Here is a 25820-nt window from a genome sequence, read left to right on the forward strand (position 1 = left end):
GGTCAATGATCCACCCGCGGACCGTCCGAAATCGCGGGAATCCCGCGAGTGGACGGATCGGCGGGGCGTCAGCGGGTCAGCGTGGACAGGGCGAGCGGGGACGGGGACCTCATGTCCCAGAGCATGATCTTCTTGTCGTCGGCGCTGGCCAGAAGGCCGCCGTCCGGGCTGAAGGCGATGGACAGGACCGCGCTCGCGTGCCCGGTCAGGGGTCTGCCGCGGGGCCGCCGCAGCAGCGTGTCCCACAGGCGCACCGTCGTGTCGTCCCCGGCGGCCAGGATGCTGCCGTCCGGGCTGAACGCCAGGGAACGGGTCGTGCCGGCGGACCCGGGCAGCGGCTGGCCGACATGTCCGGGCTGCCGGGTGCTCCAGAAGCGGACGGCCATGTCCTCGCCGGCCATGGCGAAGCTCGTGCCGTCCGGGGCGACGACCAGCGAGCGGATACGCCCCGTGTGCCCGGTTCGCACGGCGGCGAGCAGGGCCCGGGTGTGCACCTTCCACAGGCTCACCGCGCCCTCGTCGTCGGCTCCGGCGAGGATCCCGCCGTCCGGGCTGAAGGCGAGCATGCGGATCGTTCCGGTGCGTCCGGACAGGGGGGCGCCCATGGGCCGGTGCGTCCTCAGGTTCCACAGCAGCACCCTGCGGTCCGGGCTCGCCGCGGCCAGGACGGCGCCGTCCGGGCTCACGACGCTCGCGGTCGCGACCCCGGCGGGGAAGAGGAAGATCGAGGACCGATGCTCCTGGCCCGCGCGCAGCACCCGGGGGGCGCGCGGGACCGCGAGGTTCCAGCGCTTGACCATGCGCCCGTTGTCGGAGATCAGGTAGCTGCCGTCCCAGCTCAGCGCGAGCGGCGCCGCGTACGGAGAGGCGGGGTCGCCGGTCGGCCTGTCGCCGGGCCAGAATCCGAACGATCGGCCGATGCCGGGGCCGCCCGCGACCACCAGGGTGGCCAGGGTGGCGATCGCCAGCGGCAGGCGCCAGGCCGTCCCGCGCCGGGTCGTCCGCGGGAGCAGGACGGCCTCAGGACCGGTACCGCCGCCGGGTTCGTTGTCGCGCTCGTCGTCGGGTTCGTTGCCGGCCGCGTGGCGGCCGAGCAGGGATCCGCCGCCGTCCGGGCGGGCCAGCGCCATGAGCAGGCGGACGCCGAACGAGGCGTACCGAGGTCCGCCCCCGGGGGCGGAGGGAGGCGCGGTCTCGGCGCAGTGCAGATCGTCCGGGCGCGCGAGGGCAAGTAAGATCCGCGAGGCGCGGGTCCGATCAGGCATCGGCCGCCCCGGTTCCGTCCCGTGGCGGGGTGGAGCCCGCGCGGGGGGAGACGCCGGCGTTCCCGTCGGCGGGCCGGGACGGCTCCGGGACGCCCGGCGCGGGCACGGCGGGGCGGGGCGCCGCCGGCGCGGTGGAGCCTCCCGAGGACCGGCGCGCGGAGGCAGGGGAGGCGGCCGGGGGCGTCGTGGGGGCGGGGGCGTTCAGGAGGGTGCCGGAGCCGGCGAGGCTGTGGACGACGAGGCGCGTGACCTTCTCGACGACGAGCGGGGCGGCGAGGCCGAGGGCGAGGGCCGCGAACGCGCCCGATATCTGCCGGCCTTCCGTGGCCGCCGCGGCCAGCACCGCCCCGACCCCCGCGCGGATCGCCACCGAGGTCAGGTACGCGGCCCGCCCCTGCGGAATGGGACGCTTCCAGGACCATTTCCGGTCGCGCCGGATGCGGGCGTACAGCTCCAGCCCTTCGACGCAGAGCCCGCCCGCCAGACCCCAGAGCGCTGCGGCCCAGATGGGTAGCATACTCCGAAGGTAACTCATCGTATTCACATTGCGACAGTCCGTCTTTGGGTGCCGCAACCTACGTATACACAAATGTCCGTGAAATCCGGATTATGGTGGATTGATCGTTGCTATCCACCACCCGTGGGCTCAGTCGATCAGCCGGGCCCTCATCTTCCACACCGCCAGGCCCCACATCAGCGCGGCGAAGAGCAGCAGCACCCCGGCATGGGCGAGATCGCCGGCGCCGAGGCGGCCGAAGACCGCGTCGCGGACGAGCTCGACGCAGTGGTACAGCGGGTTGACCCGCGCCACGGCCGCCGCCCAGGACGGAAGCTGGTCCACCGGGAAGAACGTGCCCGCGACCAGGAACATCGGCGCGAGCACGCCGCTGATGACGTAGTCGAAGGTGTTGATCGAGGGGACGATCGACGACACCCAGATGCCGAACAGGCCGAACCCCAGCCCGGTGAGGAAGGCGACGAACGGCACCAGGAGCACGCCGGGGCTCGGGCGCAGGCCGAAGCCGACGCCGACCAGCACGGGCGCGCAACCGTACACCGCGGCCTTGGCGGCCAGCCACGACGCCTCGGCGGTCACCAGCTCGTGGACGTCCACGGGCGCGGCCAGGACGGCGTCGTAGGTGTGCTGGTAGGTGCGGCGGATGAACGTGCCGAACATGGCCCCGAAGGCGCTGATGAACAGCACCGACGTCGCGACCACGCCGGTCGAGACGAAGTCGCGGTAGTCGTAGCCGTACGCCGCGCCGATCACCGAGCCGAACCCGAAGCCGAACGCCAGCAGGTAGATCGTGGGCTCCACGAGCGAGGCGAACGACGTCGAGGCCCAGTAGCGGCGGTACAGCGCCAGCTCGCGCCGCCAGACCCCGCGCACCGGGGCCCACTCGAACACCCGCGGCGCCCCCGCCACGGCGCTCCCCGCTTCGGCGGGCGAATCCGATCGGACGTCCGCGCTCATGCGGTGCCTCCCTGACGTCTCACGGCGCCGCGCGGTCGTCCCGTGCGCGCCCATGACCTGGTCATTCGACGTTCTCGCCGGTCAGGAGCACGAAGACGTCCTCCAGGGTGGCCGCGCGCCCGATCGTGGCGGGGCCGAGGTCGTGCCGGAGGGATTCCGGCAGGCGTTCGGCGGCGAGGATCGAGACCGACGGGCCGGTGCGGCGCGTGGCGAACCCGGCGGCCTTCGCGACGGCCTCGACCTCGGCCAGCCGCTCGGGCGGCCCGTAGTGCTCGTCGACCCGCTCCCCGGCGTGCTCGGCGATCAGCGCCGCGGGAGCGCCGCGCGCCACGACCCGGCCGTGCGACATCAGGGCGCACTCGTCGGCCAGGCGCTCGGCCTCCTCGATGTAGTGCGTGGACATGAGGGTGGTCACGCCGTCGGCGCGCAGGCCGGCGACCAGGGACCACAACTCCTGCCTGACCTGGGGGTCCAGCCCGACGGTCGGCTCGTCGAGCAGCACCAGGCGAGGACGGTGCACCAGGCCGCGCGCGATGAGCAGCCGGCGTCGCATGCCGCCGGAGAGGTCGCCGGTCTTGGCCCCGGCGCGGTCGGTGAGCTGGGCGATCTCCAGGGCGCGGTCCACCGCCGCCGCGCGCCCGGCCTTCGGCACGCGGTACAGGTGGGCGAAGACCTCCAGGTTCTGGCGGACGGTCAGCTCTTCGTCGAGGTTGTCCTGCTGGGGCACGACGCCCATGAGCGCCCGCGCCTTCTTGGACTCGCCCGGCAGCGCGTGGCCGAGCACGGTGATCGTGCCCTCGTCGGCGCGCGACTGCGCCGTGAGCAGGCGCATCGTGGTGCTCTTGCCGGCGCCGTTCGGGCCGAGGAGGCCCAGGCAGACGCCGTGCGGGACCTGGAGGTCGAGGCCGTCGACCGCGGTGATCGAGCCGTAGCGCTTCACCACCCCGCGCAGGGAGATGGCGGACGCGTCCGGGCCGGGAACGAGGCCGTCGTGGGACCGCGCGTGCAGGGTGGCCATGCGATCACCCTAGGAAAGGCGACCGGCGCTTCGCCATCGGGTTTCCGTCGCGAACGACCCTCTGGAACACCCCGGCGGAGGGGTTAGTGTCGTTCGTGTGGAAGCCGAGCGCGGAGCGCGTCACGAACGGTGGAGCACCCGATGGAACGAGCAGGGCGCCCCGGCGCTGCGCCAGTTCCTCACGGGCATCCTGAGCGGGCGGCAGCAGGGCGCGGACGGCCCGGCCACGCATGAGCTGCGCGCCTCCGACGACGACCGCGAGCGCGTGGCCGAGGTCCTGCGCGAGGCCGTCGCGGACGGCCGGCTGACCGCGCTCGAACACGAGGAGCGCGTCGAGCGCCTCTACACCGCCCGCACGCTCGGCGAGCTGGTGGGCCTCACCGCCGACCTGCTCCCCGAGGAGCTCCAGCCCCTGCGCGCGGACGGGCGGCCGGTGATGGCCCTGTTCCGCTCCGAGCAGCGGGACGGCCGGTGGGTGGTGCCGTCCCACTACCCGGTGACCGCGATCGGCACCGGCGTCACGCTCGACCTGCGCGAGGCGCTGCTGCAGAGCTCCCACATCACCGTGCAGGCCACCGTGGTCGGGGCGACGCTCACGCTGGTCGTGCCCGAGGGCGTCCACGTGATCATCCCGGCGCAGTCGATGCTCGGCGGCAAGAAGAACCAGGCCCCGCGCGCGGTCCCCCCGGACGCCCCCGTCATCGAGGTCACCGGAATGATCATGATGGGCAGCGTCGTCACCAAGTACCCCAAGCCCCCCAAGCGCGGCTGGGGCCGCCGCCGCAGCCCGTGACGCTCAGCCGGCCGTGTCGAAGTTGATGGCGCTGTAGGCGCGCAGCTTCCAGAGCTGGTGCTCGCTCTCGACCTTGCGGACCGTTCCCGAACGCCCGCGCATCACCAGCGAGTTGGTGACCGCGACGCCGGAGCGGTAGCGGACCCCGGCCATCAGCTCGCCGTCGGTGATGCCCGAGGCGGCGAAGAAGACGTCCTCGGAGGCCACCAGGTCGTCGGTGGTGAGCACGCGGTCGAGGTCGTGCCCGGCGTCCAGCGCCCGCCTGCGCTCCTCGTCGTCCCTCGGCCACAGCTTGCCCTGGATCACCCCGCCCAGGCACTTCAGCGCGCAGGCCGCGATGATGCCCTCGGGCGTGCCGCCGATGCCCATCATCAGGTCGATGCCGGTGTCCCGGCGCGCCGCCATGATCGCCCCGGCCACGTCGCCGTCGGTGATGAACTTGATCCGCGCGCCGGTCTCGCGGATCTCCTTCACCAGGCGCTCGTGGCGCGGGCGGTCCAGCAGCACGACCATGACGTCGGACGCGGAGCAGTCCTTGGCGCGGGCGACCGCGTGGATGTTGGCGGACACCGAGGCGTTGATGTCCACCGCGTCCGCGGCCTCCGGGCCGGTGACCAGCTTGTCCATGTAGAACACCGCGGACGGGTCGTACATGGAGCCGCGCGCGCTGACGGCGATCACCGAGATGGCGTTGGGCATGCCGAGGGCGGTCAGCCGGGTTCCGTCGATCGGGTCCACGGCGACGTCGCACTCCGCGCCGCTGCCGTCGCCGACGCGCTCGCCGTTGTAGAGCATCGGCGCGTTGTCCTTCTCACCCTCGCCGATCACCACGTAGCCGTCCATGGACACCGTGTTGATCAGCTGGCGCATGGCGTTGACGGCCGCGCCGTCGGCGCCGTTCTTGTCCCCGCGGCCCACCCAGCGCGCCGCCGCCATCGCCGCCGCCTCCGTGACGCGGACGAGCTCCATCGCCAGGTTGCGGTCGGGGGCGCGCTCGCCGGTGGCCAGCGCGGGAGGTACGGACGTCTGTTCAGACATGGTGACAAACCCCTCTGATGCATACCAAAGGCGACCAAGACGCCCTGTAGCAGACCTACCAGGTTGGCCGCTTTCTAATCCAGGCGACGGCAACGATGCTAGTTGTCTCACTTCCGTGGCCGACGGGGGGATACTGTCGCCTCCATGAGCAGTGACACGGAACGACCGGTGGCTGCGCGCACCTCGGAACGCGGCGCCGCCACGCGCGGCGCCCTCCTGGACGCCGCCAGGGAGATTTTCGTCACACGCGGCTTCGCCGACGCCGGGGTCACCGACGTCGTCTCCCGTGCGGGCGCCAGCGTGGGCTCGCTCTACCACCACTTCTCCGGCAAGGCGGACCTGTACCTCACCCTCTTCGAGGAGTTCCAGGGCCGCCAGACCCAGCGCACCCGGCAGGCCGTCCAGGCCGCCCGCGCCGAGGGCGAGTCCGACCCGATGCGGCTGTTCATCGCCGGCGCGCGCGCCTACCTCGAGGGGTGCTTCGACGAGCGCGAGCTCGCGGCCCTGTTCCTGCGCGGGGACGGCCCTCCCGGCTTCGAGGTCATCATGCGCGACCGTATGCGCCAGTGGGCCCGCCGCAACGCCGCCCTCTTCGAGGACGACGAGGGCGCGCTGGTGGTCGTGGTGACAGGCGCCCTGGCCGCGGCCGTCTCCGAGGTCGCCCTGTCGCAGGACGTCACGGCCTCGCGCACGCTGGCCGAGAACGTCCTGAAGATCATCAGCCGTATCCACGGCCCGTAGGCCCGCGGGCACGGCTCCCCGGGCGACGCGCGTCCCGGACCGCCCTCCCCGGCCGGTAACCTGGCTGGTCGTGCGGCAATTCACACAAGGCTTCTACGGGTACGTGTTCGCCATGCTGGTGTGCCTGGGGATCGTCGGCGTGTTTCTGCTGATCACGCCGCAGAGCCGCACCCAGCACATCCCGAGGGTCGATTACTCGATCACCTTGAGCAACCTGCGGCGCGACGCCCCCTACGAGGTGCGCGCCCCCGAGCCCGTCCCGGCGGGCTGGACGCCGAACAGCTCAGAGGTCGACAAGAACGCCCACGTCACCTGGCGGCTCGGCTTCGCGACGGCCGGCAAGTCGCACGCCATGCTCGCCCAGAGCGACGAGCCCGCCGCGCAGTTCGCCAACCGGATCGCCAACAGCGACAAGGTGGTCGGCAGCCGCCAGATCAACGGGCTCACCTGGCAGGAGCGCTACCGCGAGGACAAGAAGCAGCGCACGCTCGTCAGCCTCCAGCCGGGCGTCACGCTCGTCGTCACCGGGCTGGCCGGCTGGGACGAGCTGTCCCAGCTCGCCGCTTCGCTGAAGGCCCAGCCCAAGACCGCCCCCGCACAGACCACAGGGGCGGTGCCGTCCCCGATCCCGTCCTGAACCGCGGCTGTCAGAAGGGGGCCTCCTCGGGGCCGTCCGGCCCCTCCTCGCGGCGGGCCATCGCCGCCGCGAGCCGCACACGCGCCCCCTGCAGCCACTCCTCGCAGATCGCGGCCAGCCGCTCGCCGCGCTCCCACAGCTCGATCGACTGCTCCAGCGTGAGACCGCCGGCCTCCAGGCGGCGCACGACCTCGGTCAGCTCCTCGCGGGCCCGTTCGTACGACGGCGTCTCCGCTTTCTGCTCAGCCACGCTCCCACCCTACGGGCAGCGCGGGCCCGGAGACGGCGTCACGGGGGGTCACGGGGCCGGCTTGGACACCGTGACGCCCACCCTGCCGTCCGAGAACCGCACGCTGAGCTCCTCGCCGCCGCCCACGTCCTGCGCCCGCCGCACGACCTCGCCCGACGGGAACTGCACGATCGCGTAGCCGCGTTCGAGCGTCGCGGCGGGGGACAGGGCGACCAGCCGGGCCCGCAGGTGCTCCAGCGAGTCGCCCGCGCGCTCCAGCGACGAGCCGAGGCAGCGGCGCGCCCGGTCGCGCAGGGCGTCCACCTGCTCGGCCCGGCGCTCGACCTCGCGCACCGGGTCGGCCAGCGACGGCCGCGAGCGCACCGCCGCCAGCCACGACGCCTCACGGTCCAGCCCGCCCGTCACCACGCGCCGTCCCCGGTCGCGGAGCTGCCGCACGAGGGCGAGCTGCTCGCCGACGTCCGGGACGACCTTCTTGGCCGCGTCGGTCGGCGTGGAGGCCCGCAGGTCGGCCACCAGGTCCAGCAGGGGGCTGTCCTGCTCGTGGCCGATCGCGCTGACGACGGGCGTACGGCAGGCCGCGACCGCGCGGACCAGCGACTCGTCCGAGAACGGCAGGAGGTCCTCCAGCGACCCGCCGCCCCGGGCGATGATGATCACATCGACGTCGCGGTCGGCGTCCAGCCGGTGCAGGGCGTCGGTGACCTCGGCCACCGCGTACGGCCCCTGCACCGCGACCGCCTCCACCTTGAACCGCACCGCGGGCCAGCGCCGCCGGGAGTTCTCCAGCACGTCGCGCTCGGCCGCCGAGTCGCGCCCGCAGATCAGGCCGATCGTGCCGGGCAGGAACGGCAGGCGCCGCTTGCGGTCGGCGTTGGCCAGGCCCTCGGCGACGATGATCTGCCGCAGCCGCTCCAGCCTGGCCAGGAGCTCGCCGATGCCCACCGGGCGGATCTCCAGCGCGGTGAAGGCGAACGAGCCCCTGTTCACCCAGAAGTCCGGCTTGACCAGCACGACGACGCGGGCGCCGTCCACGGGCCGGGGGACGGCGGCCTCGTACACGCCGCGCGGGCAGGTCACCCGGGCCGAGACGTTCGCCACGGGATCGCGCAGCGTCAGGAACACCGTGCCGCCCCGGGAGGACAGGTCGGTGATCTGCCCCTCGGCCCAGACGGTGCCGAGCTTGCCGATCCACTGCGCCACCATCTGCAGCACCGAGCGGATCGGCAGCGGCTGCTCCGGTGAAGTCTTCGCGGCCATGCGGGCAGCCTACAAACGATCCCGCCTACTCACCGGCTTCCAGCTTCGCCAGGCGCTTGGCGTACATCTGGACGATGTCGTCCCTGGCGGAGGTCTTCCGCTCGTACTCCAGCAGCTCGCGGATCTGGTCGGCCGACTTGCCCCGCAGCCGCGCGCGCAGCGACGCCATGGTCAGCGTGGAGTAGCCGGGCAGCGGCTCGGCCAGCGTCGGCGTGGTGCCCGCCGGGGAGGTGACCTCCTCGGCCGCGGCCGCCTGCTCCGCGGCGGGCCTGGCGGCCTCGGCCAGCTTGCCCGTCTCGGCCTTCGGCGTGCCGGCGCCCGGCTTCGGCGCCTCGGCCTGCGCGGCCTTCGCCTCGGCCTCGGCGGCCTGGGTGTCCTGGGCGGCCTCGGTGTCCGGGACGGTCTCGGCGGGCTTGGCGGCCCTGCGCGTGGTGGACCTGGTCCCGGCCGGCTTGGCGGTGGGCTTCGTGGCGGGCTTGGCGGTGGCGGCCCGCGGCTTACGGGCCCGAGTGACGGGCTTGGCCTGCGCCGTCTCCGCCACCTCGGCCACCGGCGCCTCGGCCTGCTCCTGCGGCGTCACGGCTTCCTCGGCCACGTCCTCGACGGCGGGCTCGGCGGTGGGCTCGGGGGCCGGCTTCATCGGAGGCGCGGGCGGGACGGGCGGCGCGGCGGCCGGCTCGGTCCTCGGCGCGGACCCGTTGGCGCCCTCCGGCGCCGACGCCGGGCGCGGCGCGAAGATGACCGGCTCGCGCCGGGCGGGCTTCGGCGGCGCGGCCTCCTCGTCCTCCTCGTCCTCCTCGGCCTCCTCCCGCACGCCGACGGCGGCGGCGGCGGCGGCCCACTCGTCCCGCGCCGCGGTGTCGGCGGCGGTGGTCCCGGAGGTCTTCCGCTCCTCTTCCTCCGAGGTCAGCAGCCTCTTGAGGCCGGAACGGACGCGGTCGCTGAACATCAGCGCCTGCCCCACTCCGGTGATCGCGGTCTGCAGCACGTTGAGGGGAAGGTCCTTGGCCTTCTCCTTGAGCTCGCCGGGGTTGGAGACGGTTTGTCGGACGTTCTTGGCCATGGTGCGGACGATGTCGCTCAGTGACATGCCGGCTCCTTGGAGATCTGATTAATGGACGGCCAGTCTCTGTCCTGAACTGAGCCGATTGAGCGCGAGAGGTGGTCGGACGGGGTGATCGGACACTGCCGTCGCACACTCCCTCAAGCATAGGAAACCAGATAATTCACGCGTGCCTCCGTAACTCCCGCCCATGGACCCCCACCAATCGGCGAGCACATAGCATGAGCACATGACTTCGGAGACGTCTGAGACCCGTCGTGTCCTGGTGGCCAAGCCGCGCGGTTACTGCGCGGGGGTCGACCGCGCCGTCCAGACCGTCGAGAAGGCCCTGGACCTCTACGGCGCGCCCGTCTACGTCCGCAAGCAGATCGTCCACAACACCCACGTGGTCCAAACCCTGGAGAAGCGTGGCGCGATCTTCGTCGACGAGACCGAAGAGGTCCCCGAGGGCGCGATCGTCGTCTTCTCCGCCCACGGCGTCGCCCCGGCCGTCCACGAGCAGGCGTCCCGGCGGGCGCTCAAGACCATCGACGCCACGTGCCCGCTGGTCACCAAGGTCCACAACGAGGCCAAGCGCTTCGCCGCCGCCGACTACGACATCCTGCTGATCGGCCACGAGGGCCACGAGGAGGTCGAGGGCACGGCAGGGGAGGCCCCCGCGCACATCCAGCTCGTCGACGGCATCGGCGGCGTCGCCGGCGTCCAGGTGCGCGACCCCGAGCGCGTCGTCTGGCTCTCCCAGACCACGCTTTCCGTGGACGAGACCACCGAGACCGTCTCCCGGCTCCGCGAGCGCTTCCCGAACCTGATCGACCCGCCCAGCGACGACATCTGCTACGCCACGCAGAACCGCCAGACGGCCGTCAAGGAGATCGCCCGCGAGGCGCAGCTCGTCATCGTCGTCGGCTCGACCAACTCCTCGAACTCCAAGCGCCTGGTCGAGGTCGCCAAGGACGCCGGAGCCGACGCCTCCTACCTGGTGGACGACGCGTCCTTCGTCCGTGACGAGTGGCTGGACGGCGTCACCACGGTCGGCGTGACCAGCGGGGCCTCCGTCCCCGAGGAACTCGTCGAAGGCGTGCTCGCCCGCCTGGCGTCCCACGGCTTCGCCGACGTCCACGAGGTCGAGTCCGTCCCGGAGAGCGTCCGCTTCGCCCTCCCCCACGAGCTACGCCGCGACCTCCGCACCACCACCGCCTGACCCGGCGCCTCGGGCGTCGAAGCCATCGGCTCAGCCGGTGTCGAGGGTCACGTCCGCGCGCTCCGGGACGCGGTCGGCGGTGAAGTACTCCGCCTCCTGCCGGGCCCACCGCTCCCAGTGCGGGCGGTACGCCTCGCCGTCCTCCGGGCGGCCGAGGGCGCGGCGTCTGCGCACGGGCGGCGGCGCGTCCAGCCAGATCAGCGCGGACAGGTACGGCCCCGCGGCCAGCGACCCCGCTCCGGCGCCCTCGACCACCACCACCTCGGACGGCGGCAGCGCGCGCCACCCGGCGTACGAGCCGAGCGTCCAGTCGTAGCACCGCCAGCGCGGGGACTCCCCGGCCGCCAGGGGACGCAGCACCCACTCCACGAGCCGCTCCGCGCCCGCCCGCAACCCCTCCCAGCCCGGATAGAAGTCCTCCATGTGGACGAGCCCGGCATCCAGCTCCGCGGCCAGCGCGCGCCCCAGCGTGGTCTTCCCGGACCCGGACGGCCCCTCGATCGCCACCACCCGTGCCCGCTCGGCCCGCAACCGCACGGCCAGCACGCGAGCCGCGTCGGCGGAAAGATCATCGGGCATGGCCGAGGACGTCAGTCCTTCTCCTGCTCCCGCGTCGAGCCGTACACGCGCGGCTCGAAGTACCCCTCCGGCTCCGGCGCGTACACGGGCGCCTCGGCGCCGGACCGGCGGCCCCGCCCCCCGGCGGCCGCCGCCGCGGCACGGTTCGCCCGCAGCTCGGCCCGCAGTTCGCTCACGCTCTCGGTCAGCCCCCGGAACCACGCCACCCCGAGCACCAGCGCCGACCCGGCGAACAGCCACGGCGCCCCCGCGGAAAGGTCGGTGAAGAGCCCGACACCGAGCGCCTGCACCAGCGACGGCGCCCCGAACGCGCCGATCAGGGCGCTGATCAGCGTGGCGACGAAGAACACCAGCGGCGGGGTGACCACCAGGGACAGCAGCTCGCGCGGCTGCACCAGCAGGACCCCCGCCAGGCACGCCACGCAGAAGACCAGCCCCACGACCGTCGAGGACGCCGCGGCCTGGGCGAGGAGCGTGCACACGAAGACGAGCGCGATCGCGCCCCGGGCGGTCAGCCGGAGTCCCGGTCGTCGCCCGCGTTCCTGTGTCACCACTGTCGCCCCTCCCGGCCTGGTCGGCGGCATCACGGCCGGCGGGTCGGCCCTACGACGAGTCTCGCGCCAACTTACCGTTCGCACGAAGCCCCTGGAACGGGCTTGCCGTCTCTTCACCGTCGGCTTGCGGGTACGCTGCCTCCCCGCCACCGTCCCCACGCTCCCCGTAGCCGTCCGGATCGCCGTCCGTGGCCGGCTCGCCGTCCAGTTCCGGCATCGAGGGCGGTCTCGGCATCTCCTCGACCGGCTCGGGCGCGGGGAGCGGCCCGTCCACCACGCCGAGGTCGTTGAGCTTGCGCGCGCTCACCAGCACCCGCCCCTCCAGCGACCCGACGCTCTTGTTGTACGCGATCACCGCCCGGCTCAGCGCCTTGCCCACCGCGTCCACGTTGCGCCCGAGCACGCCCAGCCGCTCGTACAGCTCCTTGCCCAGGTCGAACACCGCGCGGGCGTTCTCGCTCAGCGCCTGCTGCTGCCAGGCGTACTGCGCCGTCCTGAGCATGGTGATCAGCGTGGTCGGGGTGGCGATGTGGACACGCCTGGTCATGGCGTGCTCCAGCAGGCCGGGGTCGCGCTCCAGCGCGGGCGACAGGAACGCCTCTCCCGGGACGAACAGCACCACGAACTCCGGCGCGGGGCTGAACGCCTGCCAGTACGCCTTGGACGCCAGCCGGTCGACGTGGTCGCGCAGGTGGCGGGCGTGGGCGTCCAGCCGCGCGTCCTGCATCTCGCTCTCGCCCGCCTCCGCCGCCTCCAGGTAGGCCGCCAGCGACACCTTGGAGTCCACGACGATGTTCTTGCCGCCCGCCAGCCGCACCACCATGTCGGGCCGTACGACGCCGTCCGCGGTCGAGGCGCTCGCCTGCTCGTCGAAGTCGCAGAACCGGGACATCCCGGCGATCTCCGCGACCCTGCGGAGCTGGAGCTCCCCCCACCGTCCTCGGGCCTCCGGACGCCGCAGCGCCCGCACCAGCGCCGTCGTCTGCGCCTTGAGCTGCTCGGAGCTCTGCCGTACGAACTCCATCTGCTTGCCCAGCTCGGCCCGCGCGACGCGGTGCCCGGTCTCGCTCTCGCGAAGCTGCTCCTGCACCTTGGCCAGGGTCTCGCGCAGCGGGGCCACCAGGTTCTCGACGGCCTGCCTGCGCTGCTCCAGGTCTCCGGCCGCGTCGGCGCGCGAGGCGGCGAAACGGCTCTCGGCCAGTTCCAGGAAGCGCAGATTGTTGACGTCCAGGGCGCGGTTCGACAGCGTCTGGAAGCGCTGGGCCATCTGCTCCTCGACGTAGGTCACCTTCTCCTCCGCGGCCACCGCCCGCGCCTCGGCCAGCGCGACCTTCGCCTCGGCCTCGCGCTGGGCCGCGCCCGCGCGCGCCCGGCCGAGCACGAGGCCGATGACCAGCCCGGCGGCCAGTCCGACGGCCAGTTGGAAGGCCAGTGCCATCACGTCCATCTCCCGCATGATTCCAGTCCGCGCCTCAGCCCGTGTCCGGTGTGGAGCCGGAGCACCGTAAACTCGGCGAACGTGAGCCTGAGCATCGGCATCGTCGGCCTGCCCAATGTCGGCAAGTCCACGCTTTTCAACGCGCTGACCAAGAGCGGCAACGCGCTCGCGGCGAACTACCCCTTCGCCACGATCGAACCCAACGTGGGCATCGTCGGCGTGCCCGACGCCCGGCTGCCCAAGCTGGCCGAGCTGTACGGTTCCGCGCGCGTCATCCCGGCCAAGGTCGAGTTCGTCGACATCGCCGGCCTGGTCAAGGGCGCGTCCGAGGGCCAGGGGCGCGGCAACCAGTTCCTCGCGAACATCCGCGAGACCGACGCCATCTGCCAGGTCATCCGCGTCTTCGGCGACCCCGACGTCACGCACGTCGACGGCGACATCTCGCCGCAGCGCGACATCGAGACGATCAACACCGAGCTGATCCTGGCCGACCTGCAGACCTTGGAGAAGGCCCTGCCGCGCCTCACCAAGGAGGCCAAGACCAACAAGGACCGCAAGGGCCTGCTGGAGGCCGCCGAGGCCGCGTCCAAGATCCTCGACGGCGGCACCACGCTGTACGCCTCCGGCCTCGACCTCGCCGACCTGCGCGAACTGCACCTGCTCACGGCCAAGCCGTTCCTGTACGTGTTCAACCTCGACGCCGACGAGCTCGTCGACGAGGACCTGCGCGCCCGCCTGTCGGCCCTGGTCGCCCCGGCCGAGGCCGTCTTCCTGGACGCCAAGATCGAGTCCGAGCTGGTGGAGCTGCCCGACGAGGAGGCTCTTGAGCTGCTGCAGTCGGTCGGCCAGCAGGAGTCCGGCCTGAGCCAGCTCGCCCGCGTCGGCTTCGACACCCTCGGCCTGCAGACCTACCTGACGGCCGGCCCCAAGGAGACCCGCGCCTGGACGATCCGCAAGGGCGCCACCGCCCCCGAGGCCGCCGGCGTGATCCACACCGACTTCCAGCGCGGCTTCATCAAGGCCGAGGTCATCTCCTTCGACGAACTCCTCGCCGCCGGCTCCATGACGGCGGCCCGCTCCGCCGGCAAGGCCCGCATCGAAGGCAAGGACTACGTCATGCGCGACGGCGACGTCGTGGAGTTCCGCTTCAACGTGTGACCGGCCAGAAGACGCACCCCTCCGGCGAACCTGCCCGGACACAGGTGAAACGTTCGTGATACCTTCGCGGCGCCGTGCAGTGCCGCGAACCGAGGAGGTGAGACCGATCAACGCTGTGACAGGTCGGGGCTCCCTCCCGCGCATGGCCTAGGGAGCGCCCGCGCAAGGCATCCCGAAAGGCTTGAAACGCTGTGCGCTTCACCTCCGAGACCTCGCTTGACGGCGTCTCCGAACGGCTCTTCACCCTCGGTGAGATCCCCGGCGTCCTGTGGACGCCGGTAGGCGCCGCCGGTGCTCGTCCCCTTGTCCTGATGTGTCATGGGGGCGGCCGGCACAAGAAGGCGCCTGACATCGTCGCCCATGCGTCCCGCTTCGTGACCGAGTGCGCGTTCGCGGTCGTGGCGGTCGACGTGCCCGGCCATGGGGACCGGCCGAAGGAGGAGGAGTACCACCGGATCGCGACCGAGAACCAGGCCCGTGCCGACGCCGGAGAGGACCTGGCTCCCCTGATCGCGAACTTCCAGGCGCTCGTGGCCCGCCAGACCGTCCCCGAATGGCAGGCCGTCCTGGACGCGGTCCAGGAGCTGGAGCACGTCGGGCCCGGTCCCGTGGGCTACTGGGGCGTGTCGCTGGGGTGCGGGCTCGGCGTTCCGTTCGTCGCCGCCGAGCCCCGCGTCCGCGCGGCGGTTCTCGGCCTCGGCGGAGCGTCGGCCTCGGCGGAGGCCGCCGCGAGAATCACCGTCCCGGTGGAGTTCCTGCTGCAGTGGGACGACGAACGGGTACCGCGAGCCCAGGCCCTGGCCCTGTTCGACGCCTTCGCCTCCCCGGAGAAGACCCTGCACGCCAACCCCGGCAAGCACGCCGAACTCCCGGCATTCGAACTGGACAGCACCCTACGCTTCTTCACCCGCCACCTCGGCCACGGAAGCGGCACCAGCTAGCCAGGGCACGCTCACCACCACAGGGGCCGTGAGTACGCGGTGCCCGATGCCTTGTCCCCATCGCATCGGGCACCCCGGACCTCGTGACGCGATCTCCGCGCCTGGGGCTCACGCGGAGACCTCGACAGGACCGAAGTCTCCGCTCGTAGGTCTACGGGCCTCCGCGTACTCCGACGGGTTCGCCTCGACGCGAGCCGTCGCCCGCCAGCCCGCGATCACTTCCTCGGCTCTGTCGTCCAGGTCCAGTTCCGCGGCGTCGGACAGCGCCTCCACCAGTTCGTAGGTGAAGTCTCGCAGTTCGTCAGCGGTGAGGTGGCGAACCCAGGGGAAGACCTCGGGCATCGCGATGGCCAGCGTCCTGGCCGTGGGATCGTGGTTGAGAAGGGCGAGGAACAGACGGGACGCCGTCACGAGCGTCCGATCTCGCTGATCTTCGCGATCCGCCGCCGTCAGATAGAAGTCCGGCGCGTCCCGATGGGTGACACGTACCCGCCCCAGACGTGTCGCGCTCCGCGACCGCTCGCGGGTTCCTGGACAGGGCGGGCCGCACCGAGACCGGAGGTTCGACCTTTTCCGCATGAGGCCGGTCGAGCCGATGGTCGTGATCTTCGTGAAGGGCCGGTCAAGGGAAGCGGATACCGTGACACTGTGCCAACACCCGCTCACATTCCCTCGATGGGGTTCCTCATCTGGCACCTGTCGCTGCGCTGGCGCGCCGCCATGGACAGGGCGCTGGGCCCGGTCGGCCTCACCTCGTCGCAGTACGCGGTGCTGGCCACGTTGTCGGGGATCTCGGCGGAGGGAAAGGTGCCCAGCCAGCGCGAACTGGCCGACTTCAGCGGCCTGGAGCCCATGCACGTCTCCAAGCTCGTCCGCGGCCTGGAAAAGGCGGGCCTGGTCACACGGGCGGCCAACCCGTCAGACCCGCGCGCCGTACAGCTCACCGTGACCGCCCAGGGCGCACACGCCGTCGCCGAAGGGCGAAGGGTGGTGCTGGAACTGGAGGAACGACGACTGGCACCCCTCGGAGGAGCGATGACGACCCGCAGCACCGAACTCGCGGAAACCCTGCTGACGCTGCTCCGGCACACCGACGAGCAGCAGGACTGACTACCCGGAGAGTCTGTTCTCGCCATCGCGAGTAGACTCAGCGCCTTCTCAGGCGGCTCTGAGCTCTGCCACCGACTGGACCAGTCCACATCGCTCCAAGCTGACGAGGACGTCTTCGGTCGTGCCCGGCGGGTTCTTCCACGAATCGGCGATCTGCTGAACGCATGCCCACACGACCTTCTGGTTCAGGTGGACCTGGTCGAGGACGAAGTCATCCGCGCTCTTGGCCTCCACGTCCCAGTTCACGAGAGAGTCCGAGGGAAAGTCCCTCAAGTTGTTCGTGACGATCACCTGGGCCCGCGCCCGAATCGCCGCGGCGACGACATGGCGATCATGAACGTCCGGCAGGTCGATGCTTTCGATCAGCGGCTCGTATCCCGTCACCAGACAGTCCCGTACCGCCTTGATCATCAAGGTGCGAGTGCGCTCAAGGATCTGCGGCTTGATGTCCGGCCGATTCTCGCTGATCGCGCCGAACACCTCGTCCAAGATTCGGTCCGTCCACTTCGCCTGCACCAGGCCGGCCTGTGCGACCCTGATGAGGAGATCACGCAGCGTACTTGGATACAGCACGCAAGCGTCGTAAACGACGACGAAGGCCACCTCAGTCGAAGCCCAACTCTTGTGTCATGGCCGAAAGGGCGTCCGCGGACTCACGGCGTCGCTGGTCGTCCTTGCGCTTGTAGTCGAGGAGCGATTCCGCTCTCACTCGCCTGTGAGTTCCCACCAGGCGGTATTCGATCTCACCCGCGTCGAGAAGTCCTATGAGGTAGGGGCGTGACACATTGAGCAGATCCGCCGCCTCCTGGGTCGTCAGTTCCGCATGGGCCGGCACCACCGACACCCCGCGACCCGCGGCCATGTGAGCGAGGATCGTCGCCAGCAGTTCCACCGCCGCACGCGGCAGCACCAGCTCCTCTCGCGTTTCCGCCACGACGATGTCGATCTGCGCGGGACTCTCACGATGGTGACGCAGGTAGCCGCGAACCTGAGAAAGAGCATCGCGAGCGGCGACGGCGTCTCGTGCGTTCGGTTGGATAAAAGCGAGATTCATCCTCGACACCTCCCATCTGCAGTATCCGATGTAATCGCAATAATCGCAACAGCGCTGCGTCGCTGGATGACTACTCATCGCGCAGATCTGGCTTCGTCGCCGGGGTGGGGTGTGCGGCGGATCAAGACATCGGGCCCTTACACAGGGTTGGGCCGGTGCGCCGCGTAAAAACGTCCAGGCCGGTCCGCGGGGGCCGGCCTGGACGGTTGGGGAGGGTTAGGCGAGGTCGAAGCGGTCCAGGTTCATGACCTTGGTCCAGGCGGCGACGAAGTCGGTGACGAACTTCTGCTTCGCGTCGTCGCTGGCGTAGACCTCGGCGACGGCGCGGAGTTCGGAGTTGGCGCCGAAGAGCAGGTCGACGCGGGTGCCGGTCCACCTGACCTCGCCGGTGGCGGCGTCGCGGGCCTCGAAGAGGTTCGCGTCCCCGGACGTCGCCGTCCACGTCGTGCCGAGGTCGAGCAGGTTGACGAAGAAGTCGTTGGTCAGGACGCCGGGGGTCGCGGTCAGGACGCCGTGGGACGTCTGCCGGTGGTTCGCGCCGAGGACGCGGAGGCCGCCGACGAGGACCGTCATCTGCGGGGCGCTCAGGGTCAGCAGGTTGGCCCGGTCGATCAGCAGGTACTCGGCCGGGAGCCGGTTGCCCTTCCCGAGGTAGTTGCGGAACCCGTCGGAGGTGGGCTCCATCGCGGCGAACGACTCGACGTCCGTCTCCTCCTGGGAGGCGTCCGTGCGGCCCGGCGTGAACGGCACGTCGACGTCGACGCCGGCGTCCTTGGCGGCCTTCTCGACGGCGGCGCCGCCGGCGAGCACGATGAGGTCCGCGAGGGAGATCGCCTTGCCGGTCTGGGCGGCGTTGAAGGACTCCTGGATCCCTTCCAGGGTGCGCAGCACGATCGCGAGCTGGTCGGGGTCGTTGACCTCCCACCCGTTCTGCGGCTCCAGGCGGACGCGCCCGCCGTTGGCGCCGCCGCGCTTGTCGCCGCCGCGGAAGGACGCCGCGGACGCCCACGCGGTGGACACGAGCTGGGACACCGTCAGGCCGGAGGCGAGGACCTGCTCCTTGAGACGGGCGACGTCCGCCGCGTCGACGAGCTCGTGGGTGACCGCCGGGACGGGGTCCTGCCAGAGCAGCACCTCGGACGGGACCTCGGGGCCGAGGTAGCGCGCGACCGGGCCCATGTCGCGGTGGGTCAGCTTGAACCACGCACGGGCGAAGGCGTCCGCGAACTCGCCGGGGTTGGCCAGGAAGCGCCGCGAGATCGGCTCGTAGATCGGGTCGAACCGGAGCGAGAGGTCGGTCGTGAGCATCGTCGGGGCGTGGCTCTTGGACGGGTCGTGCGGGTCGGGGACGGTGCCCGCCCCGGCGCCGCCGGCCGGCCGCCACTGGTTGGCGCCCGCGGGGCTCTTGAACAGCTCCCACTCGTAGCCGAAGAGGATCTCGAAGAAGCTGTTGTCCCAGGTGATCGGGGTGTTCGTCCAGATGCCCTCGAGGCCGCTGGTGATGGCGTCGCCGCCCTTGCCGGTGCCGAAGGCGTTCTTCCAGCCGAAGCCCTGCTGCTCGATGGGGGCGGCCTCGGGAGCGGGGCCGACGTTGTCCGCGGGGCCCGCGCCGTGGGTCTTGCCGAAGGTGTGACCGCCCGCGATCAGGGCGACCGTCTCCTCGTCGTTCATCGCCATCCGGCGGAAGGTCTCACGGATGTCCCGGGCCGCGGCGAGCGGGTCGGGATTGCCGTTCGGGCCCTCGGGGTTGACGTAGATGAGGCCCATCTGGACCGCGCCGAGGGGGCTCTCCAGCTGGCGGTCGCCGGTGTAGCGCTCGTCGCCGAGCCAGGTGGTCTCCGGGCCCCAGTAGACGTCCTCCTCGGCCTCCCAGGCGTCCACGCGGCCGCCGGCGTAGCCGAAGGTCTCGAAGCCCATCGACTCCAGGGCGACGTTTCCGGCGAGGATCAGCAGGTCGGCCCACGATAGGCTCTTGCCGTACTTCTTCTTGACCGGCCACAGCAGGCGGCGGGCCTTGTCCAGGTTCCCGTTGTCCGGCCAGCTGTTGAGGGGGGCGAAGCGCTGCTGGCCGCTGCCGGCGCCGCCACGGCCGTCGCTGATCCGGTAGGTGCCCGCGCTGTGCCACGCCATCCGGATGATGAACGGGCCATAGTGGCCGAAGTCGGCCGGCCACCAGTCCTGCGAGGTCGTGAGCACCTCGGCGATGTCCCGCTTCACGGCCGGGAGGTCAAGGGTCTTGAACGCGGCGGCGTAGTCGAAGTCCTCGCCGAGGGGGTTGGCCACGGCGGGGTTCTTGGCGAGGATCTTCAGGTTGAGCCGCTCGGGCCACCACTGGTGGTTTCCGCCGCCCTGCGTCGGGTGCGGGGCCCGCGTGTGCGCGACCGGACAGCCTCCTTCACCTTCCGTCTTCGCGTCTACGACGATCGCGTCATTGTTCTCGGACATGGGAATCCTTCCGGACAAAATTGCGTGCTCAGGAACTGGAGGTGGTGGAACAGGCGGGGCACAGCCCCCAGTAGATGACCTCGGCCTCGTCGATCGAGAAGCCGTGGTCGTCCGAGGCGGTCAGACAGGGGGCATGGCCGACCGCGCAGTCGACGTCGGCGATGACGCCGCACGACCGGCAGACGATGTGGTGGTGGTTGTCCCCGACCCGTCCCTCGAAGAGGGCGGGGCTGCCGGGCGGTTCGATGCGGCGGACGAGCCCGGCCGTGGCGAGCGCCTGGAGGGCCTCGTACACGGCTTGGAGCGAGATGTGGCCGACGCGTGCGCGCACCCCTGAGGCGAGCGCCTCGACGCCGAGGTGGTCGCCCTCCCGCACGGTTTCGAGCAGCGCGACGCGGGCGGCGGTGACTCGCAGGCCCGCTCCGCGCAGCTCGTCGGCCGTGGTCGGATTCTTGGGTGCGCTCATGGCGCCAAACCTATCGCGCTAAACACGAGCTATCCAAGAGAACGAATGATTCAAGTTCACACCGCGTCAGGTCGCGTCCCCCCTGGTGCGGCCCGCTTCGAGGGCGAGGGACGTCGGCGCGTCAGATCACCTGGATGATGTGCTTGCCGCGGGTGCCGCCGGATTCCAGGGCGCGGTGCGCCGCGGCGATCTCGGACAGGGGGCGGATCGTGTCGACGACCGGGCGGAGCGCGCCGGACTCGACGAGGCGGGTCAGGTCGGCCAGCAAGGCGTGACGCGGGTCGCCGCTGAAGAACCGGACCCGGCGCGAACCGTGCACGGCGGAGGCGACGATGTACGCGATCGAGGTGGCGATGCGGTCGGGGTCGAAGGCGATCGTGACCATGCGTCCTCCCGGCGCGAGCAGGCGCCGGAACTCGCGCAGCCGTGTGCCGGCCGTGTCGAGCACGACGTCGAACCGGCCGAGGTCGGACGGTCCGGTGGTGGCGTAGTCGTACACCTCGTCGGCGCCGAGGTCGCGCACGAGATCGAGGTTGCGGGCCCCGGCGAGCGCGACGACCCGGGCGCCGTAGGCGCGGCCGAGCTGGACGGCGAGGCTGCCGACGCCGCCGCTGCCGCCGCGGACCAGAAGCCGCTCGCCCGCGCGCAGCCGGGCCTTGTCGCGCAGCGCGGTGATCACCGTCGTGCCCACGGGGAGGGCCGCGGCGCGGACGAGGTCGAGCCCGGCCGGCGTGTGGGCCAGCCGGTCCAGGGAGACGGCCACGAACTCGGCGGCGCTGCCGAACGTCCTCGGCAGGACTCCCCACACCCGGTCGCCGGGTTTGACGTCCGGCACGGGGCCGCGCGCCGGGCGGGCGGGACCCAGGGCGGCGACCTCCCCGGTGAAGTCGAGCCCGACCCGCTTGGGGAAGCCGCGGTCCATGAGGCCGGTGATCAGCCGCAGCCTGCCCGCGCGGCCCAGGGACTCGCCGCCGTTGACGCTGACGGCGTGCACGCGTACCAGCGCTTGGCCGGGGCCGGGTTCCGGCTTCGGCGCCCTGCCTTCGTAGAGCACCTCAGGGGGGCCGTACCTGTCGAAGAGCGCCGCGCGCATGTCGGTCATGGTGAGCCTCATCCGTTTCCGCCGGCCGGCGCCGGCGTCGGTGTGCCCGTGCCGGGGAGCGGCCGGGGAGACGGGGCCGCCGTAAGTGGACGACCCCATCCACTTTCCGTCACGCTAACACGCTAACCGGATGGCCCCGTCCACTTACGCTAAAGTGAGAGGCATGACCGCCCCGCCGTCTCGGATCCCGCACGCCAAGGGGACCGCCGGGGGCCTGCGCGCGGACGCCCGCCACAACCGCGAGCGCATCCTCGCCGCGGCCCGCGACACCTTCGCCGCGCACGGCCTCGACGTGCCGATGGCCGAGATCGCCCGGCGGGCCGGCGTCGGGGTCGCCACCCTCTACCGCCGTTTCCCCACCAAGGAGGCCCTGGTCACCGAGGCGTTCGCCGAGCAGTTCGCCACGTGCGTCTCCGTCGTGGACGACGCGCTCGCCGACCCGGACCCCTGGCGCGGCTTCCGCACGGTGATCGAGCGGGTGTGCGTCATGCAGGCCGCCGACCGGGGCTTCACGGCGGCGTTCCTCACCGCGTTCCCGGACGCGGTGCCCGTCGATGGGGAACGCGCCCGCGCCGAGCAGGGGCTGGCCGAGCTGGTGCGGCGGGCCAAGGACGCCGGCCGGTTGCGCGCCGACTTCGTCATGGACGATCTCACCCTGCTGCTCATGGCCAACAACGGCGTCACCGCCGGGTCGCCGGAGGCCGCGGAGGCCGCCTGCCGCCGATTCGTGGCCTACTTCCTCCAGGCGTTCGGCGCCGGCCCCGCCGAGCGCACCGGCCCCCTGCCACCGGCCCCGTCCTTGGAACTGCGCCGGTTGTTCCGTCCCGACGCGTGAGCCGTTCCCGGGCTATACGGGAGGGCCGGCGGGGCGGTGGTCCGGCCGTGCGCGCTGCCACGGCAGGCGTCCTTCCAGTTCGACGCCGAGGGAGAAGCTGAGGAAGGTCCTGACGGCCACGATGACGGCGAGGACGCCCACGCTCTGGAAGGTGGGCGAGACGGCGACGGTGCGGATGATGTCCCCGGCGACGAGGAACTCCAGGCCGAGGAGGATCGCCTTGCCGAGGCGCAGGCGGTACTCGCGGTAGAGGTCGGGCGCGGGGGAGCGGCGCAGTATCCGCGAGACGTACGTCACCGTCGCGGCCAGCGCGCCGATGACGATCACCGCCACACCGGCGAGGTCGATGGCCTTCCCCGTGTTCTCGACCACTGCCGCGAAGTCCATGCGCGCCCCCGGTGCTCCGCCGTCCGGTCCGCGGGTGCGGCGGCGCCGATCGTTTTCGTCGGCCTGATCCGAATTCTGCCAGGGTCCGGTTCACGGCGAGGGCAAGCCGTTCGCGTGTCCGGGGGAGCCCTCCGGAGGTTCGGATCCGGGCGCGAAGCCTCGCCGGACCTGGGATCATGTGGGAACCGATATCGATCTCGTCCTTATATGAGTATTAGACATCGGTGGATATGTTCTGCTTTGCTCTCTTTTTCTGGCGGGCGAGTGGCAAGGAAGGGCGCAGTGCGGGGTGGTGAGCGGCAGGGGGCCGCATCGAAGATCGGTCGGCTTCTGGCCATGGGGGTGGCGGGCGGCGTGCTCGTCGCGGGGGTCGCGTTGCCCGCGGTGGGAGGTGCGGGGTTCGGGCTGGTCTCGGCGGTGGACGAGGTGAACCTCACGCCCGAGGAGCTCTCCGAGCCGCCGCCGGCCGAGGTCACGGTCGTGCAGGACGCCAAGGGCCACGAGATGGCCCGGTTCTACGAGCAGTACCGCGAGGTCGTGAACCTCGACGACATCGCGCCGGTCATGCGGACGGCGATCATCTCGATCGAGGACTACCGGTTCTACGAGCACGGCGCGATCGACATCGAGGGCACGGCCCGCGCGCTCGCCACGAACCTGAAGTCCGGCGGGGTGAGCCAGGGCGGGTCGAGCATCACGCAGCAGTACGTCAAGCAGGTCCTGCTGAACGCGGCCACCACCGACAAGGAGAAGAACCAGGCGCTGGAGGCCAGCTACGCCCGCAAGCTCAAGGAGCTGCGGTACGCGATGGGCGTCGAGCAGAAGTACACCAAGGACGAGATCCTTACCAAGTACCTGAACATCGCCTATTTCGGGGCGGGCGCGTACGGGGTGGAGGCCGCGGCCAAGCGGTTCTTCGGCGTCAGCGCGAAGGAACTGACGCTGGCGCAGGCGGCCACGCTCGCCGGCGCCGTGCAGGACCCGAACGCCACCGACCCCAACCTCGGCAAGAAGCAGCGCCAGCGCCTGCTGGACCGCAGGAACGTCGTGCTGGCCCGCATGGCGGAGCTGGGCAAGATCACGCAGGCCGAGGCGGCGGAGGCGAAGGCCACCAAGCTCGGCTACAAGGGGACGAAGCTCCCCGGCGGCTGCGAGAGCAGCAAATATCCGTACTTCTGCATCTACGTTCGTAACGAGATCCTGAGCAACCCCGACTTCGGCGCGACCACCAAGGATCGGGTGACCCTCCTCAACCGCGGCGGCCTCACGATCAAGACGACGATCGACCCCGCCATGCAGGCCGCGGCCGAGAAGGCGATCAAGAACTGGGTCCGTCCCTCGGACAACCCCGTCGCGGCCGAGGCCCTGGTCCGGCCGGGCACCGGGGAGATCAAGGCCATGGCCGCCAGCCGCGAGTACGGTCGCAGCAAGGCCCGTAACGAGATCTCCTACAACGTCGTCGCGGACGCGGCGCACGGCGGCGGCGTCGGCTTCCAGGCCGGTTCCACCTTCAAGACGTTCACGCTGCTCACCGCGCTGAAGCAGGGCTACAAGATCGACGACGGCATCAGCGCGGGCGCCGGGTTCCGCGCCTCCGGCTACTCGGCGTTCAAGAACTGCAAGGGCCAGAACGTCGGCGATCCCGCCCACACCGTCACCAACGACGAGGGCTCGCCGGGCTGGAAGACCCTCCAGACCGGCACCTGGCAGTCGGTCAACACGTTCTTCATGGAGCTGGAGCAGCGCGTCGGGCTCTGCGACGTGGTCAAGACCGCCGAGTCGCTGGGCATCCACCGCTCCGACGGCAACAAGCTGCAGGAGTACGAGACGTTCACGCTCGGCATCAACGAGATGGACCCGGTGACCGTGGCCAACGCCTACGCCACGATCGCCGCGCGCGGCCGGTACTGCGCGCCCACGGCCATCACCCAGATCACCGACAGGAACGGCGAGACGACCGCCTACGACCCCAAGTGCCGCCAGGTGATGGAGCCCGAGGTCGCCGACGCCGCGGCCGAGGTGCTGTCCGGCGTGTTCACCAAGGGCACGATGCGGGCCGTGGGCGGCATCGGCCGGGACGCGGCGGGCAAGACCGGCACGACGGACGACTACGCGAGCGCGTGGTTCGCCGGGTTCACCCCCGACCTCGCGGCCGCGGTCAGCATCGGGGACCCCCGGGGCTCCCAGCGGCACAAGCTGATCGGCGTCACGATCGGCGGGCGCTACTACGGGTCGGTGTTCGGCGCGAGCATCCCCGGCCCCATCTGGAAGCAGACGATGCTCGCCGCGCTCAAGAACGTCGAGCCGACGTCGTTCACGCCGATCGACTCCAGCCGGTTCGGCGGCTGCGGCCAGAGCTGCCGTCCGGAGCCCCCCGCGGACGAGGAGCGGGGCGAGGAGCACCCGAGGGGCCGTGATGACGGCCGTGGCGAGCAGAACGGCCCGGACCCCAGGAACACCAGGAACGACGGCAAACCGGATAAGCGTGACAAGCCCGGTAAGCGCGACAAGCCCGACAGGAAGAACGGGCCGGGCCGCGGCGTCCAGGAGAACCCTCGCGGCGAGGACGGCTGAGGGCCGTTCCGGCGCCCCGGGCGCCCTTCTCCCAGGGCGCCCGGGCACATTCGGCACACGTGTCACTTCGGTGACACCCGGTGAGGCGTCCCAGGTGGGACGACGGTGGTGATCCGGACATCCCGACCAAGGGAAGTGGACGGGTAGTAAGGCGTGGCCGTCAGGTAATCCAGATCCGACGGGCTGGGCGCGTACTCTCCTCTATTTGGGTCGGTTGTGCGCCCCTGCGAGGGTCGGCGGCCGTTGGTATGGCCGCCTGGGCGTCGTCGCGCGCGGGCGGCCCGCTGGAAGGGAGGTCTGTGCGTGCGGACGTGTCGCAGTCTCGCGACCGATCCTTCCCCCTTCGTTCCCCGCCCCTGTAGTACGCCGCTTTTATGGCGTTTTTGCGTCTGGTGCGAGCTTTGTCCCTAATGCGAACTTTGTCGCGGAGGTCGGAA

The 25820-nt window shown here is 71.4% G+C and carries 27 protein-coding genes; 9 read left to right on the forward strand and 18 right to left on the reverse strand.

Annotation, left to right across the window (positions count from 1 at the left end; all coding sequences use genetic code 11):
• Nucleotides 1–68: 68 nt before the first annotated feature.
• The 4 genes from BJ981_RS15465 to BJ981_RS15480 all read right to left on the reverse strand — a co-directional run bounded on the left by BJ981_RS15465 (nt 69) and on the right by BJ981_RS15480 (nt 3757).
• Nucleotides 69–1265, reverse strand: a complete 1197-nt coding sequence (locus tag BJ981_RS15465; protein ID WP_184612001.1) for a WD40 repeat domain-containing protein — start codon at nt 1263–1265, stop codon at nt 69–71.
• On the reverse strand, nt 1258–1782 hold the full coding sequence (locus tag BJ981_RS15470; RefSeq protein ID WP_184612003.1) for a hypothetical protein: 525 nt from the start codon (nt 1780–1782) through the stop codon (nt 1258–1260). Before BJ981_RS15470 ends, BJ981_RS15465 begins: the two co-directional genes overlap by 8 nt.
• Nucleotides 1783–1911: 129 nt before the next feature.
• A complete protein-coding gene (locus tag BJ981_RS15475) occupies nt 1912–2739 on the reverse strand; it encodes an ABC transporter permease (protein ID WP_184612005.1) in 828 nt (275 codons plus the stop codon).
• Nucleotides 2740–2800: 61 nt separating this feature from the next.
• Nucleotides 2801–3757: an ABC transporter ATP-binding protein gene (locus BJ981_RS15480; RefSeq protein WP_184612007.1), complete on the reverse strand. Its 957-nt coding sequence runs from the start codon at nt 3755–3757 to the stop codon at nt 2801–2803.
• A 97-nt stretch (nt 3758–3854) separates the two neighbouring features.
• On the opposite strand from BJ981_RS15480, the gene BJ981_RS15485 reads away from it, so the two are divergent.
• Nucleotides 3855–4550, forward strand: coding sequence for a DUF1707 SHOCT-like domain-containing protein (locus BJ981_RS15485; protein ID WP_239139489.1), 696 nt, complete (start codon nt 3855–3857; stop codon nt 4548–4550).
• A 3-nt stretch (nt 4551–4553) separates the two neighbouring features.
• Here the strand turns inward: BJ981_RS15485 and glpX are convergent, their stop codons facing one another.
• Nucleotides 4554–5588: a class II fructose-bisphosphatase gene (gene glpX, locus BJ981_RS15490; protein WP_184612009.1), complete on the reverse strand. Its 1035-nt coding sequence runs from the start codon at nt 5586–5588 to the stop codon at nt 4554–4556.
• Nucleotides 5589–5732: 144 nt separating this feature from the next.
• Here glpX and BJ981_RS15495 point away from each other — a divergent pair, with 144 nt between their 5' ends.
• Together BJ981_RS15495 and BJ981_RS15500 are read left to right on the forward strand one after the other, a co-directional pair.
• On the forward strand, nt 5733–6329 hold the full coding sequence (locus BJ981_RS15495) for a TetR/AcrR family transcriptional regulator (RefSeq protein ID WP_184612011.1): 597 nt from the start codon (nt 5733–5735) through the stop codon (nt 6327–6329).
• A 70-nt stretch (nt 6330–6399) separates the two neighbouring features.
• Nucleotides 6400–6966, forward strand: coding sequence for a DUF4245 domain-containing protein (locus BJ981_RS15500; protein ID WP_184612013.1), 567 nt, complete (start codon nt 6400–6402; stop codon nt 6964–6966).
• Between the two features lie 10 nt (nt 6967–6976).
• Here the strand turns inward: BJ981_RS15500 and BJ981_RS15505 are convergent, their stop codons facing one another.
• From BJ981_RS15505 to BJ981_RS15515, 3 genes are read right to left on the reverse strand one after another with little or no spacing between them, the layout of a single operon-like run.
• On the reverse strand, nt 6977–7216 hold the full coding sequence (locus BJ981_RS15505) for an exodeoxyribonuclease VII small subunit (RefSeq protein WP_184612015.1): 240 nt from the start codon (nt 7214–7216) through the stop codon (nt 6977–6979).
• Between the two features lie 48 nt (nt 7217–7264).
• On the reverse strand, nt 7265–8476 hold the full coding sequence (xseA, locus tag BJ981_RS15510) for an exodeoxyribonuclease VII large subunit (RefSeq protein ID WP_184612017.1): 1212 nt from the start codon (nt 8474–8476) through the stop codon (nt 7265–7267).
• Between the two features lie 25 nt (nt 8477–8501).
• Entirely contained in the window at nt 8502–9566 is a 1065-nt protein-coding gene (locus BJ981_RS15515; protein WP_184612019.1) for a hypothetical protein, read from the reverse strand.
• Nucleotides 9567–9768: 202 nt separating this feature from the next.
• Here BJ981_RS15515 and BJ981_RS15520 point away from each other — a divergent pair, with 202 nt between their 5' ends.
• Nucleotides 9769–10740: a 4-hydroxy-3-methylbut-2-enyl diphosphate reductase gene (locus tag BJ981_RS15520; RefSeq protein WP_184612021.1), complete on the forward strand. Its 972-nt coding sequence runs from the start codon at nt 9769–9771 to the stop codon at nt 10738–10740.
• Between the two features lie 30 nt (nt 10741–10770).
• On the opposite strand, the gene BJ981_RS15525 is transcribed toward BJ981_RS15520, so the two are convergent.
• The 3 genes from BJ981_RS15525 to BJ981_RS15535 are packed head-to-tail and all read right to left on the reverse strand — an operon-like array spanning nt 10771 to nt 13320.
• Complete coding sequence (locus BJ981_RS15525; protein WP_204070489.1) at nt 10771–11319, reverse strand: nucleoside/nucleotide kinase family protein; 549 nt, start codon at nt 11317–11319, stop codon at nt 10771–10773.
• A gap of 11 nt (nt 11320–11330) precedes the next feature.
• Nucleotides 11331–11873 (reverse strand): DUF6542 domain-containing protein, encoded by a 543-nt coding sequence (locus BJ981_RS15530; protein WP_311745480.1) that lies wholly within the window; start codon nt 11871–11873, stop codon nt 11331–11333.
• A 49-nt stretch (nt 11874–11922) separates the two neighbouring features.
• A complete protein-coding gene (locus BJ981_RS15535; protein ID WP_184612025.1) occupies nt 11923–13320 on the reverse strand; it encodes a DNA recombination protein RmuC in 1398 nt (465 codons plus the stop codon).
• 72 nt (nt 13321–13392) lie between these two features.
• On the opposite strand from BJ981_RS15535, the gene ychF reads away from it, so the two are divergent.
• Together ychF and BJ981_RS15545 are read left to right on the forward strand one after the other, a co-directional pair.
• On the forward strand, nt 13393–14469 hold the full coding sequence (gene ychF, locus BJ981_RS15540) for a redox-regulated ATPase YchF (RefSeq protein WP_184612027.1): 1077 nt from the start codon (nt 13393–13395) through the stop codon (nt 14467–14469).
• A 191-nt stretch (nt 14470–14660) separates the two neighbouring features.
• Nucleotides 14661–15410: a dienelactone hydrolase family protein gene (locus BJ981_RS15545; protein ID WP_184612028.1), complete on the forward strand. Its 750-nt coding sequence runs from the start codon at nt 14661–14663 to the stop codon at nt 15408–15410.
• 108 nt (nt 15411–15518) lie between these two features.
• Here BJ981_RS15545 and BJ981_RS15550 read toward each other — a convergent pair whose 3' ends face one another.
• Nucleotides 15519–15821: a hypothetical protein gene (locus BJ981_RS15550; RefSeq protein WP_239139487.1), complete on the reverse strand. Its 303-nt coding sequence runs from the start codon at nt 15819–15821 to the stop codon at nt 15519–15521.
• A 264-nt stretch (nt 15822–16085) separates the two neighbouring features.
• On the opposite strand from BJ981_RS15550, the gene BJ981_RS15555 reads away from it, so the two are divergent.
• Entirely contained in the window at nt 16086–16520 is a 435-nt protein-coding gene (locus BJ981_RS15555) for a MarR family winged helix-turn-helix transcriptional regulator (protein ID WP_184612030.1), read from the forward strand.
• Between the two features lie 48 nt (nt 16521–16568).
• Here BJ981_RS15555 and BJ981_RS15560 read toward each other — a convergent pair whose 3' ends face one another.
• The 5 genes from BJ981_RS15560 to BJ981_RS15580 form a co-directional block, all read right to left on the reverse strand.
• Nucleotides 16569–17123 carry a VapC50 family PIN domain-containing toxin gene (locus BJ981_RS15560; protein ID WP_184612032.1) on the reverse strand — a complete coding sequence of 185 codons (555 nt, stop codon included), beginning with the start codon at nt 17121–17123 and terminating at the stop codon, nt 16569–16571.
• Between the two features lies 1 nt (nt 17124).
• Nucleotides 17125–17574, reverse strand: coding sequence for a helix-turn-helix domain-containing protein (locus BJ981_RS15565; protein WP_184612034.1), 450 nt, complete (start codon nt 17572–17574; stop codon nt 17125–17127).
• Between the two features lie 216 nt (nt 17575–17790).
• The gene (gene katG / locus BJ981_RS15570; RefSeq protein ID WP_184612036.1) at nt 17791–20019 is read right to left on the reverse strand and encodes a catalase/peroxidase HPI; all 2229 of its coding nucleotides are present in this window, start codon (nt 20017–20019) and stop codon (nt 17791–17793) included.
• A 28-nt stretch (nt 20020–20047) separates the two neighbouring features.
• The gene (locus tag BJ981_RS15575) at nt 20048–20485 is read right to left on the reverse strand and encodes a Fur family transcriptional regulator (protein WP_184612038.1); all 438 of its coding nucleotides are present in this window, start codon (nt 20483–20485) and stop codon (nt 20048–20050) included.
• 121 nt (nt 20486–20606) lie between these two features.
• The gene (locus BJ981_RS15580; RefSeq protein ID WP_204070499.1) at nt 20607–21578 is read right to left on the reverse strand and encodes an NAD(P)-dependent alcohol dehydrogenase; all 972 of its coding nucleotides are present in this window, start codon (nt 21576–21578) and stop codon (nt 20607–20609) included.
• Nucleotides 21579–21750: 172 nt separating this feature from the next.
• Here BJ981_RS15580 and BJ981_RS15585 point away from each other — a divergent pair, with 172 nt between their 5' ends.
• Nucleotides 21751–22422 (forward strand): TetR/AcrR family transcriptional regulator, encoded by a 672-nt coding sequence (locus BJ981_RS15585; protein WP_204070488.1) that lies wholly within the window; start codon nt 21751–21753, stop codon nt 22420–22422.
• Between the two features lie 12 nt (nt 22423–22434).
• On the opposite strand, the gene BJ981_RS15590 is transcribed toward BJ981_RS15585, so the two are convergent.
• Complete coding sequence (locus BJ981_RS15590) at nt 22435–22809, reverse strand: DUF1622 domain-containing protein (RefSeq protein WP_184612044.1); 375 nt, start codon at nt 22807–22809, stop codon at nt 22435–22437.
• A gap of 336 nt (nt 22810–23145) precedes the next feature.
• Here BJ981_RS15590 and BJ981_RS15595 point away from each other — a divergent pair, with 336 nt between their 5' ends.
• Entirely contained in the window at nt 23146–25383 is a 2238-nt protein-coding gene (locus BJ981_RS15595) for a transglycosylase domain-containing protein (protein WP_184612046.1), read from the forward strand.
• Nucleotides 25384–25820: the final 437 nt, after the last annotated feature.

It is taken from the genome of Sphaerisporangium krabiense, assembly GCF_014200435.1.
In the GTDB taxonomy this organism is placed as follows: Bacteria; Actinomycetota; Actinomycetes; order Streptosporangiales; family Streptosporangiaceae; genus Sphaerisporangium; species Sphaerisporangium krabiense.